At 68.5% G+C, this 14,323-nt stretch carries 13 protein-coding genes; 4 read left to right on the top strand and 9 right to left on the bottom strand.

From position 1 onward, the window contains the following. Window positions 1–2: 2 nt before the first annotated feature. From fliI to GGQ61_RS12670, 3 genes are read left to right on the top strand one after another with little or no spacing between them, the layout of a single operon-like run. Window positions 3–1,340: a flagellar protein export ATPase FliI gene (gene fliI / locus GGQ61_RS12660; RefSeq protein ID WP_183773302.1), complete on the top strand. Its 1,338-nt coding sequence runs from the start codon at window positions 3–5 to the stop codon at window positions 1,338–1,340. Beyond that, complete coding sequence (locus GGQ61_RS12665; RefSeq protein ID WP_183773304.1) at window positions 1,337–1,750, top strand: flagellar export protein FliJ; 414 nt, start codon at window positions 1,337–1,339, stop codon at window positions 1,748–1,750. Before fliI ends, GGQ61_RS12665 begins: the two co-directional genes overlap by 4 nt. Next, a complete protein-coding gene (locus GGQ61_RS12670) occupies window positions 1,747–2,802 on the top strand; it encodes an endo-1,4-beta-xylanase (protein ID WP_183773306.1) in 1,056 nt (351 codons plus the stop codon). The genes GGQ61_RS12665 and GGQ61_RS12670 overlap by 4 nt, the downstream gene beginning before the upstream one ends. Here GGQ61_RS12670 and GGQ61_RS12675 read toward each other — a convergent pair. After that, a complete protein-coding gene (locus GGQ61_RS12675; RefSeq protein WP_183773308.1) occupies window positions 2,799–3,197 on the bottom strand; it encodes a DUF4282 domain-containing protein in 399 nt (132 codons plus the stop codon). The two genes, GGQ61_RS12670 and GGQ61_RS12675, sit on opposite strands and share 4 nt — an antisense overlap. Window positions 3,198–3,391: 194 nt before the next feature. On the opposite strand from GGQ61_RS12675, the gene GGQ61_RS12680 reads away from it, so the two are divergent. After that, the gene (locus tag GGQ61_RS12680) at window positions 3,392–3,898 is read left to right on the top strand and encodes a GNAT family N-acetyltransferase (protein ID WP_183773310.1); all 507 of its coding nucleotides are present in this window, start codon (window positions 3,392–3,394) and stop codon (window positions 3,896–3,898) included. 7 nt (window positions 3,899–3,905) lie between these two features. On the opposite strand, the gene flhA is transcribed toward GGQ61_RS12680, so the two are convergent. From flhA to GGQ61_RS12720, 8 genes are all read right to left on the bottom strand, one after another. Beyond that, on the bottom strand, window positions 3,906–6,005 hold the full coding sequence (gene flhA / locus GGQ61_RS12685; protein ID WP_183773313.1) for a flagellar biosynthesis protein FlhA: 2,100 nt from the start codon (window positions 6,003–6,005) through the stop codon (window positions 3,906–3,908). 20 nt (window positions 6,006–6,025) lie between these two features. Next, window positions 6,026–7,393, bottom strand: a complete 1,368-nt coding sequence (gene flbD, locus GGQ61_RS12690; RefSeq protein ID WP_183773315.1) for a sigma-54-dependent transcriptional regulator FlbD — start codon at window positions 7,391–7,393, stop codon at window positions 6,026–6,028. 29 nt (window positions 7,394–7,422) lie between these two features. Continuing rightward, on the bottom strand, window positions 7,423–7,761 hold the full coding sequence (gene fliN / locus GGQ61_RS12695) for a flagellar motor switch protein FliN (protein ID WP_183773317.1): 339 nt from the start codon (window positions 7,759–7,761) through the stop codon (window positions 7,423–7,425). A gap of 5 nt (window positions 7,762–7,766) precedes the next feature. Next, complete coding sequence (locus GGQ61_RS12700) at window positions 7,767–8,417, bottom strand: FliH/SctL family protein (RefSeq protein WP_183773319.1); 651 nt, start codon at window positions 8,415–8,417, stop codon at window positions 7,767–7,769. Continuing rightward, complete coding sequence (fliG, locus tag GGQ61_RS12705) at window positions 8,417–9,442, bottom strand: flagellar motor switch protein FliG (RefSeq protein ID WP_183773321.1); 1,026 nt, start codon at window positions 9,440–9,442, stop codon at window positions 8,417–8,419. The genes GGQ61_RS12700 and fliG overlap by 1 nt, the downstream gene beginning before the upstream one ends. Further along, window positions 9,439–11,085, bottom strand: a complete 1,647-nt coding sequence (fliF, locus tag GGQ61_RS12710) for a flagellar basal-body MS-ring/collar protein FliF (RefSeq protein ID WP_183773323.1) — start codon at window positions 11,083–11,085, stop codon at window positions 9,439–9,441. The genes fliG and fliF overlap by 4 nt, the downstream gene beginning before the upstream one ends. 151 nt (window positions 11,086–11,236) lie before the next feature. Next, entirely contained in the window at window positions 11,237–13,429 is a 2,193-nt protein-coding gene (locus tag GGQ61_RS12715; protein WP_183773325.1) for a serine hydrolase domain-containing protein, read from the bottom strand. Between the two features lie 110 nt (window positions 13,430–13,539). Then, on the bottom strand, window positions 13,540–14,322 hold the full coding sequence (locus GGQ61_RS12720) for a C13 family peptidase (RefSeq protein WP_183773327.1): 783 nt from the start codon (window positions 14,320–14,322) through the stop codon (window positions 13,540–13,542). Window position 14,323: the final 1 nt, after the last annotated feature.

The following is a 14,323-nucleotide window of genomic DNA, read 5'->3' on the forward strand; positions in this document are numbered from 1 at the left end:
CTTTGCGTAGCCTTGTCGCCGCCGTCGAGCGGATCGATCCGCTCACCGTGTCCGGCCGCGTCGCCGCCGTGAACGGCCTCCTGATCGAGGCGCGGGGCGGGCTGACGCGTCTGGCCGTCGGCGCGCGCGCCGAGATCGAGCGCCGGGCCGACAAGCCGCTGGCCGCCGAGGTGGTCGGCTTCCGCGAGACCCGCGCTCTGCTCATGCCGTTCGGCCCGGTCGAGGGCGTCGCGCCGGGCGCCGAGATCCGTATCGAACCGCAGGGTTCGGCCGTGCGGCCGACGACGGGCTGGCTGGGCCGCATCGTCGACGCCTTCGGCGAGCCGATCGACGGCCTGGGCCCGTTGCCGCAGGGCACGGCCGCCTACCCGTTGCGGGCCGCCCCGCCTGCCGCCCATGCGCGCGGCCGGGTCGGCGAGCGCCTGGACCTGGGCGTGCGCTCGATGAACGTCTTCACCACCTGCTGCCGCGGCCAGCGCCTGGGCGTCTTCGCCGGGTCGGGCGTCGGCAAGTCGGTGTTGCTGTCTATGCTGGCCAAGCAGTCGGACTGCGACGCGGTCGTGGTCGGGCTGATCGGCGAACGGGGCCGGGAGGTCCGCGAGTTCATTGAGGAGACGCTGGGCGAAGAGGGACTGAAGCGGGCCATCGTCGTGGTCGCGACGTCCGACGAGCCGGCCCTGAAGCGCCGCCAGGCCGCCTACATGACCCTGGCCATCGCCGAATTCCTGCGCGACCAGGACCTCGAAGTCCTGTGCATGATGGACAGCGTCACCCGTTTCGCCATGGCCCAGCGCGAGATCGGGCTGGCGGCCGGCGAGCCGCCGACCACCAAGGGCTACACCCCGACCGTCTTCACCGAACTGCCCAAGCTGCTGGAGCGGGCCGGGCCCGGGCCCATCCGCCCCGACGGCACGACCGCAGGACCGATCACCGGCATCTTCACGGTGCTGGTCGACGGCGACGACCACAACGAGCCGATCGCCGACGCCGTGCGCGGTATTCTGGACGGGCACATCGTCATGGAGCGGGCGATCGCAGAGCGCGGCCGCTTCCCGGCCATCAACGTCCTGAAGTCGATCAGCCGGACTATGCCCGGCTGCCACTTGCCGCACGAACGCGAGATCGTGAAGGCCGCGCGGCAATCGCTGTCGGCCTACGCCAACATGGAAGAACTGATCCGCATCGGCGCCTACCGCGCCGGGGCCGATCCGCAAGTCGACCGGGCCATCGCCCTCAATCCCGCGCTCGAGGCGTTCCTCGGCCAGGACAAGGACGAGGCCACCAGCCTGGACGACAGCTTCAACATTCTCGCCCACATCCTGAACGGTGAAGCCGCATGAGTTGGGCCAAGTCCCTGATCAAGCTTTCGACCTATGAGGTCGAAATCCTCCAGAAGCGCCTGGGCGAGATCGCCGACCGGCGAATGCAGTCGGAAATGAAGTTGGCCTTCCTCGAAGCCGAAGGCGAGGCCGAGGCGCAGCGCGCCCGCCAGGACGCGGAGGCCGGGTGGTACCAGGTCGGATTCTGGGAAGGCCTGCGCGCCCGCAAGGCGCTGATCCAGTCCGAGATCAACGCCATCGCCCTGGAAGAGGCCGGCGCGCGCGACGCCCTGGCCTTGGCGTTCGAGGAGCAGAAAAAATACGAGCAGGTCGCCGAAGGCATCCGGCTGGCGCAGGTCAAGGAAGCCGCGCGACTGGAGACGGCGGCGCTGGACGAGCTGGGTCTGCGGCGCGCAGCCGGCGGCCGTTGACCGCCGCTCCTTCGCGGCGGGCGGTGGTCGGCGCGGCGCTGGCCCTGGCGGCATGCGACCGTGCGCCCGACGCCCAGGCCGCGACCCCGAAACTGCCGCCGCTCAAGTCGGTCGCGTCGTTCCCGGTCGGATCCTGCGTTCAGGCCGTTCAGCTTGACGATCGCGACCTGTCGGCGCTGATCGCCACCCAGGTCTCCCAGCTCACCGCCGAGTGGGAAATGAAGATGGAGTACATCGTCCAGGACGATGGCTCGCTGCGCTTCGACGCGCCGGATCGGATCGCCGCCTTCGCCCGCACGCACGGCATGCGGTTCTTTGGGCACACGCTGGTCTGGTACGCGCAGGAGCCGCCGGCCTTCCAGAACCTGGACACCGGCCGGGCCAGCTTCGAGGCGGCCTATCGCAACTACATCGCCGCGGTCGTCAGCCGCTACCGCGGCCAGGCGGTCGGCTGGGACGTGGTCAACGAAGCCGTGGCCGAGGACGGCGATGGCTTGCGCGACTGCTTGTGGGCTCAGCGATTGGGCCCGTTGGAGCACATGGTGCTGGCCTTCCAGCATGCGCGCGAGGCCGACCCGGACGCCGTCCTGTTCCTCAACGACTACAATCTCGAGAACCTTCCGAAGAAGCGCGCGACCTTCCTCAAGCTGGCCGAAGCGCTGCTGAAGGCGGGGGCGCCGCTCGGCGGGGTCGGCACTCAGACGCACGTGGCGGCCGACCTGGCGCCTGGCGAGATGGCGGCGGCGATCAAGGATCTCTCCAGCTTGGGACTGCCGGTCCACCTCTCGGAGATGGACGTCTCGCTGAGCCGCGCCAAGGGCCTGATGCGCGGCGCGGCCCAGCTCGAGGCGGGACAAGGGCGAGTCTATGCGGAGGCGGCGGAGGCCTTCTCGGGGCTCCCGGCGCATCAGCGCTTCGCCTTTACCCACTGGGGATTGCGCGACGCAGATTCCTGGCTCAAGCGCGAGGATGCGCGCGACCGGCCGTTGCTGTTTGACGATGCCGGCCGCCCGAAGCCGGCGGCGGCGGCCTGGATCGACGGGTTGCGCTAGTTCAGCGGGCCGGGCGTCGGCGCGCGAGGCGCGGCGCGGGCGGGCGTCCGTTCAGCGTCGGCCGCCTGACGCAGGGCGTGCAGATCGTCGCTGAGGCGGAACAGGGCGACATAGAGTTCGCAGAACGAGCGCCAAAGCAGCACCAGGCCGGCGACCACCAGCAGACCGGCGACAAGCACCGGGATCGCCAGAATCACGCCGATCCAGCTTTCCTCGCGCAAAGCGACGCCTACGGCGGCGCCAACGGTGCCGAACGCGATCAACGCGATGACCCCAAGGCCAGCCCAATAGATGAGATGAATCACCTGGTTGGTCATCAGTCTCTCGAAGGTCAGCAGATCCCAGAAGATCGCGCTGCCCGGGCCGCGCCGGGTCGGGGAAGCAGGTCGCCGCATTCGATTTCCAACGCTTCGCGGCCCAATCGACCGCGCCAGGGGCAAATCGCTACCAGCCGGGGGGCGCGGCTGCAACGCCCCTCGCGCCGCCGTCCGCCGCCGGGTGTCTCAGTTGCGGGGTTTTGAACGCTGGGCGAGCGCTCCGCCGAGCGCTGAGATGACAACATTCGCTGAATGCGTGTTAGCCTTCGCGCATGGGCACGACGACACAAGCCGCCGACTGGAGACTTGAGCCGATCTCGGGCGCCGACCGCGACGTGGTCGAAATCATCGGTTTGCCGCCCGAACAGGAGGCGTTCGCCGGCAGTCTGGACGAGGTGTTCGGACGATTGAACCAGTCCGACGCGGTCGGGCTGGAGCAGGGCTTCGCGGTCATCGAACCGGGCGGCGAGGTGGTCGGCTTCTTCGTTCTTCGCGAGGGCCTGCGCCGTCCGCCATGGGCGCCTCCCGGCACAGTCAGCCTGCACAATTTCCGGGTCCGCCCCGGCTTTCAGGGCAAGGGTGTCGGACGCCGCTGCATCAGCCTGCTTGAGGAATGGTTCGTGCGCGAGCGGCCGGTGCAGCCGCAGCTGATGCTGGCGGTCAACGCCCGCAACGTCGCGGCCATCGAGGCCTATCGGAAGATCGGCTTCATCGACACAGGCGTCCGGCACGAGGAGGGCTTCGGCCCGCAGCTGATCTTCGCCAAGCCGCTCGGCTGACCCCGACCTAGATCTGCCCGACGGTCTTCAGCCGCGCCTTCGGGTGGATTTCGTTCTGGCTGAGCACCGGGGTCTGGCCGCGGAATCGCTCGATGATAGAACGGACATAGGGACGGATCTGCGGGCTGGTCAGCAGAACGGCGCTGTCGCCTGCCAGAGCCGCGCGCTCGAAGCTGTCGCGGACTGCGCGGATGAAGTCCTGGAGGCGCGACGGCGCCAAGGCCAGTTGCTTTTCCTCGCCGGCGCCGATCAGGGCCTCGGCGAACGCGTTCTCCCACTCGCCCGACATGGTGATGATCGGCAGGGCGCCGTCGTCGCCACGATAGGCGAACGACAGCTGGCGGGCCAGGCGACCGCGGACCTGTTCGACTAGCAGGGTGATCGAGGAAGTGTGCGGGGCGGCCTCGCCGATGCCTTCCAGGATCGCCGGCAGGTCGCGGATCGAGACGCGCTCGCGCAGCAGGGCCTGCAGCACCCGCTGGATGGTGGTCGCCGAGACGACGGCCGGGACGAGGTCGTCGACCAGCTTCTTCTGCTCGCCCGGCAGGTCCTTCAGCAGCTTCTGGACCTCGGCGTAGGAGAGCAGGTCCGGCATATTCTCCTTGAGGATCTCGGTCAGGTGGGTGGTCAGCACCGTGGCCGGGTCGACGATCGTGTAGCCGCGGAAGGTCGCTTCCTCGCGCAGGGAGTCGTCGATCCAGGTGGCCGGCAGGCCGAAGGCCGGCTCGCGCATGTGCTCGCCAGGCAGCTCGACCTGGCCGCCGGACGGATCCATGGCCATCAGCGAGCCGAGCCGCACTTCGCCGCCGCCGCCTTCCATTTCCTTGATGCGGATCATGTAGCCCTGCGAGGGCAGGCGCATGTTGTCGAGGATGCGCACCGCCGGCATCACGAAGCCGAAATCCTGGGCCAGGGTACGGCGCAGGGCCTTGATCTGGTCGGTCAGGCGGCGGCCTTCGAGGTCGTTGATCAGCGGCAGCAGGCCATAGCCGAGTTCGATCTTTATCTCGTCGATCGCCAGAGCCTGGCTGATCGGTTCTTCCTGCTCCTGGGCGGCTGCGGCGGCGTCCACCGGCACCAAATCGACGGGCGGCGGGACCAGGGCGTCCTGCGAGCGCTTCCAGGCCAGGAAGCCGGCGCCGGCGGCCAGGCCCACGAACGGAATGATCGGCATGCCGGGGATGAGGGCGATGACGCCGGCCGAGGCCGAGACCATGCCAAGGCTGATCGGGTTCATGGCCAGCTGGGCGACCAGCGCCTTGTCGGCCGAGCCGTCGACGCCGGCCTTGGACACCAGGAAGCCGGCGGCGATCGAGATGATCAGAGCCGGGATCTGGCTGACCAGGCCGTCGCCGATGGTCATGATCGTGTAGGACGAGGCGGCCTGGGACAGCGGCACCTTGTGCTGCACGACCCCGATCAGGATGCCGCCGATGATGTTGATGGCGACAATGATCAGGCCGGCGACGGCGTCGCCGCGCACGAACTTGCTGGCGCCGTCCATGGCCCCGAAGAAGGTGCTTTCCTGCTCGAGTTCCTTGCGGCGCTTCTTGGCCTCAGCCTCCTCGATCAGGCCGGCCGAGAGGTCGGCGTCGATGGCCATCTGCTTGCCGGGCATCGAGTCGAGGGTGAAGCGGGCGGCGACTTCGGCGATCCGGCCCGAACCCTTGGTGATGACGACGAAGTTCACGATCACGAGGATGATGAAGACGATCACCCCGATGACGAAGTTGCCCCCCATCATCAGCTTGCCGAAGCCTTCGATGATCTTACCCGCCCCGTGCGCGCCTTCGTGGCCGTGGCCGAGGATCAGGCGCGTCGAGGCGATGTTCAGCCCGAGGCGGAACAGGGTGGTGACCAGCAGCACGGTCGGGAAGGCCGTGAATTCCAACGGTTTCTTGATCAGAAGCGAGGTCATCAGGATCAGCACCGAGGACGTGATCGAGACGGCCAGCAGCAGATCCAGCATGAACGGCGGGATCGGCAGGATGAGCAGAATGACGATGCCGATGACGCCCAGCGCCAGGGCGACCTCGCCCTTCATCAGCCAACCCAGCATTTCGCGGCGCGACGGACGGGCCGAGGAAGAGAGCGAGGCGTCGGTCATGTTCTACTCGGGTTACTCGTTCAGGCCGCGCTGGCGCCCATCTGCGGGGCGGGCACCGGGACGCCGGCCTCGGTGTATTCCTTGAGCTTGTTGCGCAGGGTGCGGATCGAGATGCCGAGGATGTTGGCCGCGTGCGTGCGGTTGCCCAGGCAGTGCGACAAGGTGTCGATGATCAGCCGCTGCTCCATGTCGGCGACGGTCTGGCCGACGAAGGTGCGGGTCACCGCCTCGGCGGCGTCGGCGGCTGTCTGGGCGGCGCGGGCCGCGGGGTCGGGCGCGGCCAGGGGCTGACCGTCGGGCAGGCGGATGGCGCCTTCCTCGATCTCGGCGCCCGTGGCCAGCAGCACCGCGCGGTGCATGGCGTTCTCCAGCTCGCGGACGTTGCCGGGCCAGCGGTGGGCGGCCAGGCGGCGCTTGGCCTCGGCCGACAGCGGCCGCTCGGGCATGCCGTTGGCCTTGGCGTACTTGCGGATGAAGAACTCGGCCAGGGCGACGACATCTCCGGGCCGCTCGCGCAGCGGCGGCAGGCGCAGATTCACGACGTTGAGGCGGTAGAGCAGGTCTTCGCGGAACGTGCCGTCCTTGACGGCCTGGGCCAGGTCGCGGTTCGAGGTGGCGAGGATGCGGATGTCGACCTTGACCGGTTTGGCGCCGCCGACCCGGTCGATCTCGCGCTCCTGGATGGCGCGCAGAAGCTTGGCCTGAAGGCGCGCGTCCATCTCCGAGATTTCGTCGAGCAGCAGGGTGCCGCCGTTGGCCTCCTCGAACTTGCCGATGCGGCGGGCGACGGCGCCGGTGAAGGCGCCCTTCTCGTGCCCGAACAGCTCGCTTTCCAGAAGGTTCTCGGGGATCGCCGCGCAGTTGACCGAGATGAACGGCCGGCTGGCGCGCCGCGACTTCTGGTGCACGTAGCGGGCGATGACTTCCTTACCCGAGCCGCTTTCCCCGGTGATCAGGATCGAGGCTTCGGAGGGGGCGACCTGGTCGGCCAGGCTGATCACCGACTGCATGCCCGGGTCGCGCACGACCATCGGTTTCTCGTCGTCGGAGACGGCGGCCAGGACGGCGGCGATCATCTCGGCGTCCGGCGGCAGCGGAATGAATTCCTTGGCGCCCGCACGGATCGCATCGCCGGCCTTCTGGGCGTCCGGATCAACGCCGCAGGCGACCACCGGCACGCGGATCCGCTCGCCCTCATTGGCGGCGATCAGTCCAGCGATGTCGAGGTCGTAGTCCACCAGCAGCAGGTCCGCGCCCTGGCCTGCGCGCAATGCGTGGGTGGCCGCCTCGATGGTCTCCACATGGCTGACCTTAGCGCCCGCCGTCATCGCCATCTTCACGGCGTTGGAGAGCTGTCCGTTCAGTTTTCCGACGACCAAAAGCCGCATAGCACTATCTCCTACAGACCCTCAGGCGATCAGCCCTGAGTGTCGCCGTCCTTGATGATTTCGGTCATGGTCACGCCCAGGCGGTCGTCGACGATGACGACCTCACCGCGGGCGACCAGCCGGTTGTTCACGTAGATGTCGATGGCCTCGCCGACCTTGCGGTCCAGGTCGAGCACGCTGCCCGACTGCAGCTGCAGCAGCTGGGCCACCGACATGGTGGCGCGGCCGAGCACCGCCGAGATCGAGACCGGCACGTCGAAGACCGGCGCCAGATCGCTGGCGGTCTTGTCCTCGATCTCCATGCCCATATCGGCCATGGGCATGTCGGAGGGACCGAATTCATCGAGTTTGAGGTCGTTGTCGGACATGGCGGTCAGCTTTCGCTTCCGGGAATGAGGGGTTCGGCGTGCAGCCCTTCGGCGGCCAGCGCCGCTTCCAGAGCAGCGGCCACGCGGGCGGCCGCGGCGGCGGGGTCGAAGGCGGCTGCTCCGTCGCCGAAGTCGAGGGTGAAGGCCGCGGGTCCGACGCCAGAAGCGGCGCGGACCTGAATGGCGCCAGGGTAGCCGATCGCCTGGGCGGTCTGCTCCAGAGCCGCCTGGGCGCCTTCGGCAAGGTCGGCGCCCACGCTGACGATCAGGCGCGGCGAGGCTTCGATCTCGCGGGCGAGGTTCTCGAGCGCGGCCTGGATCGGCGCTTCCGGGAACTTGGCGAGGGCGGCGTCGGCAATGGCGCGGGCGCAGGCCAGGGCCAGTTCGGCCGAACCGACGCGATGTTCGTGGGCGACGCCGGCCAGCCGGGGGAGAGCTTGGCCGACGCTGGCGGCGATCTGCGACAGGGCCTGGGCCTGGAGCGCGGCCATCGATCCCAGGGCCTGGCGCTCGCCCTCGGCGAAGGCCTGGGCACGCAGAGCCTCGACCTCTTCGGCCGGGAACAGGCGCTTGGGCCGCTGAGCGGCGTAGGCGACGTCGCCGGCGTTGTCGAACACCGTGTCGAAACTGAACTTCTGGTGGGGCGTGCTGGTCATCAGTAGATCAGCTCGTCGTCGCCGCCGGCGCCCGCCAGCATGATCTCACCCTTGGCGGCGAGGTCCTTGGCGACCTGGACCATGGCCATCTGGGCCTGGTCGACGTCCTTCAAACGCACGGGACCCATGCTCTCCATGTCTTCGCGCATGATCTTGGCGGCGCGCTCGGACATGTTGGAGAAGAACATCTCGCGCAGACTGTCGGAGGCGCCCTTGAGAGCCAGGCCCAGCTGGTCCTTCTCGACGTTGCGCAGCAGGGTCTGGACGCCGCCCGGGTCGAGTTTGGACAGGTCTTCGAACACGAACATCAGCGCCCGGATGCGTTCGGCGCTCTCTCGGTTACGTTCCTCCAGGGCGGCGATGAAGCGCGCCTCGGTCTGGCGGTCGAAGGCGTTGAAGATGTCGGCCATCATCTCGTGGCTGTCGCGCTTGGACGTACGCGCCAGGTTCGACATGAACTCGGTACGCAGGGTCTGCTCGATCTTGTCGAGAATCTCGCGCTGCACCGGCTCCATGCGCAGCATCCGGGTGACGCACTCGAGCGCGAAGTCTTCCGGCAGAGCCGCCAGCACGCGGGCGGCGTGGTCCGACTTCACCTTCGACAGCACGACGGCGACGGTCTGGGGGTATTCGTTCTTGAGGTAGTTGGCGAGCACGGCCTCATTCACGTTGCCCAGCTTGTCCCACATGGTCCGGCCAGCCGGACCGCGGATTTCCTCCATGAGGGAGTCGACCTTGTCGGGCGGCAGGAAGGCCTGCAGCAGGCGCTGAGTCTGCTCGAACGAGCCCATGATCGCGCCGGCGCCGGACATGCCGGAGATGAAGTCGACCAGCAGCTGCTCGACGGCGCTGGAGGAGACCGTGCCGAGGCCCGCCATCGCCTGGGAGATCTCCTTGATCTCCTCTTCGTCCAGGTGCTCCCAGATGGTCTTGTGCTCTTCGCCCAGCGCGAGCAGCACAACCGCGGCACGCTCAGGCCCGCTGAGCTTGGATGCGTCGTTGATGGACTTCACGCGGCTGCTCATGTCGTCTCGTGGAGCCAGCTACGCAGCAGCGAAACGGACTCTTCGGGGTGTGTCTCGACGAACTCCGAGACGCGCTTCACCGAGGAGGCTTTCACCTGGCCCTCGATGCGGGCGATGTCGATGCGCTGTTCGAGCTCGTTGCCAGGGCCGGGCAGGGCCAGCGGCTGGCCGGTGGCTGGATCGACCTGGATCTGAATCGGCTGGCCGTCGGCGGTGGTCACCAGCCGGGTGACCGGCGGCCCGCCGGCCAGGGCGGGCATGCCCCCGGCGCCCGACGTGGGCTTCAGCAGCGGACGGACCACGAAGAAGATCAGCAGCACCGCGACGAGGCCGAGAATGGCGATCTCGACGGCGCGCATGATGTCGTTCTTGTCGAAGCCCATCAGCGGATTGGCGGCCTCGACGCCGCCCTCGGCGTCGGCCGTGGGGAAGCGGACATTGACGACGGTGACCTGGTCGCCGCGGTCGGCGTTGAAGCCCACGGCGGTGCGGACCAGCTGCTCGATGCGCTGCATCTCCTCGGCCGTGCGCGGCGTGTACGCGCCGGGCTTGCCATCCTGGCCGGGGGCGGTGGCGCCGTCGACGGCGACGGCGACCGACAGGCGCTTCATATCGCCCGGTTCCTGCACCTCGGTACGGACGGTCTTGGAGATTTCGTAGTTAGTGGTCGATTCCGTGCGGCCGCTGGCCGACTGGTTCATGGACTCGCCGTTGGCGCCGACGCCGCCAGGAATGTTGGCGCTGGCCGAGACCGCGCCGTTCGCGTCGGGCTGGTTTTCGCGCGAGTTCTCTTCGTTGGTCGTCTCGGAGCGGACGACCTGACCGTCGGGGTCGAAGGTCTCCTGCTGGACGGTCACCCGCGCCAGGTTGAGGTCGGCGGTGACGTTGACGCGCGCCTTGCCCGGGCCGACGACGCCCTCGACCAGCTTGGTGACGGTCTTGGCGATGCGCTGCTCGACCTCGCTGCGGCGGCCGTCCGCGGCCTGGGCGCCGAAGCCGTCTTCGCCCGTCGACAGGGTCTTGGCGTGCTGGTCGACGACGGTGACGCGGCCCGGCTTCAGGTTCGGCACCGCGCTGGAGACCAGGTTCTGAATCGCCTGGACCTGATCCGAGGACGGGGCGCGGCCCCCGACGCCGATGGTGACCGCGGCGGAGGGCTGCTCGGCCTCTTCCTCGAACAGTTGGCGCTTGGGCAGCACCAGGTGGACTCGCGCCGAGGTCACGCCGTCGAGGCCCTGGATCGTGCGGGCCAGCTCTCCTTCCAGGGCGCGCTGGCGGTTCAGCTGCTGGACGAAGTCGGTTTGGCCGAGAGCGTTGGCCTCGTCGAAGATTTCGTAGCCGACCGAGCCGGAGGTCGGCAGGCCCTTGGACGACAGCATCAGGCGCGTGGAGGCGACCTTGTCGCGCGGCACCATGATGGTCGAGCCATCGCCCTTGACCTCGTATTTCACGCCGGCCTGATCGAGGGCGGTGGTGATCGATCCGGCTTCCTTGAGGTCGAGGTTCGAATAGAGCAGGGCCTTGGGCTCGCCCAGGTTCATGGTGAGCGCGACGAGCGCGGCGGCGACGCCGATCCCGATCCCGAGGACGGCCGCCAGCCTTCCGATTCCGAACCTCTGCAGGGCGGCGACGAAGTTGTTCAACGCGGGCGTCCTTCCCAGGGTACGCGGGACGGACGCTCACTCGCCCGCCGCTAGGCAGGATTTACCCAGTGCTTGGTAAACGACGCGTTTAGATTTGGGGCGTTAACGCCTCAATTCGTGGAAGAATCTTGTTCTCTATGGTTGAGAAAAATCAACCACTCCAAGGGGTAAGGGCGCCCCAGAGGCCAAGCATCACCGTGAAGGCGCCATAGAGCAGGGCGGTAAAGGTAAACGCCGCCTTGCGTGTGGCCGTCCACGAATCAACCCGACGACCGCCGCGCCAGATGGCCGGCACCAGGATCAGCCCGCCCAGAGTCAGGGCCGCAGCGACCAGAACGCAGGCCGAGGCGATGATCAGCGTGGCGCCCGGCCAGGCGTACATGACGTTGGCTATGTCGGCGGCGTTCGCCGCCCAGGCGCCGAAGAGCGCCAGGGCCGTGAGCCACAGCACCGCCTGGGTCGTCTGCAGCAGACCGGCCTGGCGCTGAATCGCGCTCTCGCGGAAGTCACGCCGGTTGCGCAGGAACAGCCCGCCGAACGTGGCCAGCGCCGCCAGCCCGACCAGGATCGCCACGCCGGCCAGGACCTCCGGGCGCTTCCAGAAGCCGGTGCGCTCGAAAGTCTGATCGCCGAAGGCGCTCTGGAAGCTATGGGCGCGGCCGCCGTCGATGGCGAATGCCAGATGATCGGCGCCGGTCGTGGAGATGAAGCGGCCTTTCGACAGGTCGCCCTGCGGCACGAAGCTCCTGGTCTTGCCGTTCGCCGTGACCAGCAGATAACCGTCCGGGGTCACCGCGACCGAAGCTCCGCCGATCATCAGCCCGACCATGCCTTCCAGGCCGCGATAGGCGCGGCGGGTGCCGACATAGTGGCCGGCGAAGTCGCCGCCGCGCTCGACCAGTGCGCGCGAACCCTTGCGGGGGAATGTCTCGGGCGCGACGTAGAACTGCTGCACGATGTCGCCGGCCAGTCCCATGGCCAGATCGCCGCCGGTCTCGGTGTTTGTGCTGATGAACACGCCAAGGTTCAGGTCGGGGATCACCACCATGTTCGACAGGAACGACAGGGTGCCGCCGGCGTGGCCGAAGCCGGTTCGGCCGCCGGGCAGGTTGTACTCGATGAAGCCGTGCCGCCAGCCGTTGATTCCGGGCGAGGTCTTGCGGATCGGGGTGTTGAATGCGCGGGCCGCCCCGGGGCCGTAGATGACCGCGCCGTCCAACGTGCCGCCGTTCAGGAGCAGTTGCATGTAGCGCGCCATATCGGCGGCCGTGGACGAGGCCGAGCCGGCCGGCGCGACCTGGCTGATATACTCGAACGGCCGGGCGACGTAGCCGCCGGGCGTCCAGCGGTAGCCTTCGGAGATGTTGTCCCCCAGGCGCTTAGGGATCGCGCCGGGAATGCCGGCCTTGGGCGGATGCGGCTCGCGGAAGCTGGTGCTGTTCATGCGCGCCGGCAGGAAGATGCGCTCCTCGATCAGCCGCTCGAACGGCTTGCCGGCGACATAGGACACCGCCTGACCAGCCAGGGCTGCGCCATAGTTGGAATAGGCCGAGGCCGAGCCGGGCTCGCGCACACGGCGCGGCCGCTCCTGGCGCAGGTAGTCGGCCATCGGGCGCACGCGGCCGAAGTTGCGCTCGAACAGATGGCCGAGCGCGCGGTCCTCGAAGCCGGGCGAATGGTCCATGAGGTTGATCACCCGGACCGGCGTGCGGAAGCCCTGGTCGCGGATCTGCAGTCGCTCGGGCAGGTAGAGATTGACCGGGGCGTCCTGGCGGATGCGGCCAGCCTCGATCTCGTTCATCAGCGCGATCCAGGTGAAGGTCTTGGAGATCGAGCCGATGCGGAACAGCGTCTGGTCGGGGTCGACCTTGCGGGCCGGCGACAGGGCGGCCAGACCGTAGCCCTTCTTCAGTACGACCTGACCGTTCTGGACGACCGAGACGGTGACGCCGGCGATGTGGTCCCGGTCCATGGCGCTGCGCACCACGCCGTCGACATAGGGTTCGAGCTCAGCGGCGGGGATCGTCTCGCCCGGCGACAGGCGCGCGCCGGAGGGGGCCGTGGGCAGGGCGGGCGCAGCGGTCAACGGTACGCTGGGCGCAGCGCTTGCGGTCGCCGCCGCCGGAGCAGCTACGGCCGCTGGGGCCGCCGCCGGGCGTGGGCGCTGCTGGCGCTGAAGGCTGGTGTAGGGGATCGGCCCGCGCGGATTCACTGCTGCGGGCGCCGCGGCCGGCGCCGGGTTGGCGGGCGAGGCGGGGGCAGGCTGGGCCGTGTCCTGGGCGGTCGCCGCCGTGGATGCGCAGGCGAATGCGGCGGCGAAGACAGCCTTGAAGATCAAACGCATGGATGATTACCCGCTGGCCCCTGTTGCCCCACGATTCCTCTTGTAGGGCGCCGCACGCGCGGGGCGCTAGAGCGGTTGCGGCCTGCGACGTTCAGGCCGTGGATCAGTGTTCACTCGCCGCCCGGCGGACCGGTCGGAAAGGCGTAGAGCGGCAGCATCGGGCGCAGTTCGCCCCCGATCCAAATCTGCGGCTCGGAGGGCGGCTTCATGCCCTCGGCGATCTCGCGCAGGGCCACGCAACTCTTCACGGCGCTCGCCAGGGCGGCGAAGTCGCGGGCCGAGGGGCTCGATTTCAGGAGGCAGTCGTCGAAGTACGGATAGACGTTGTCTTCGCCGCAGCCGAACGAAGTGCGGTCGGGCCGCGCGGCGGTCAGGATCATGCGGTTGGGATGGGCCAGCGGCCGCACGAAAACGCCCGAGAAGCAGGCCGACATGATCACCACGGTTGGGCGGCTTTGGCAGGTGGAGTCGAGGATCCGTCCCAGCAGCCCGGGGGTGAGGATCTGCTGGTCCACGACCACCCCCTGCGGCGCGCCGTGCGAGGTGAAATAGACCAGGCAGCCGGACTTCGCCTTGGCAGACAGGTCGTTCAGCGAGCGGTAGATCGCCAGGGTGTCCGTCTTCAGCGGCTTGTCCTTGTAGCGCTCGGGACGGACCGAGAACTGAACGATATTCTCGCGCGAGAATCCGAGCCGCTGCAGTTCCCTGGAGACGTCGCGGCGGGCGTTGTCGAAGGCCTCAGTCGGGCCGCCGCCCGCGCCGTGGAAGTCGCCGGCGATGACCACTGCCGCCCAGTCGCCGAACGGTCCGGCCTGCGCTGACGCTACGGAAGGCGCGAGCATGGCTAAGGCCCAGATGAAAAACGCGCCGACGATGTCAGCGCGTTTAAACATG

Origin of the sequence: Phenylobacterium haematophilum (assembly GCF_014196295.1) — a bacterium.
Lineage (GTDB): Bacteria > Pseudomonadota > Alphaproteobacteria > Caulobacterales > Caulobacteraceae > Phenylobacterium > Phenylobacterium haematophilum.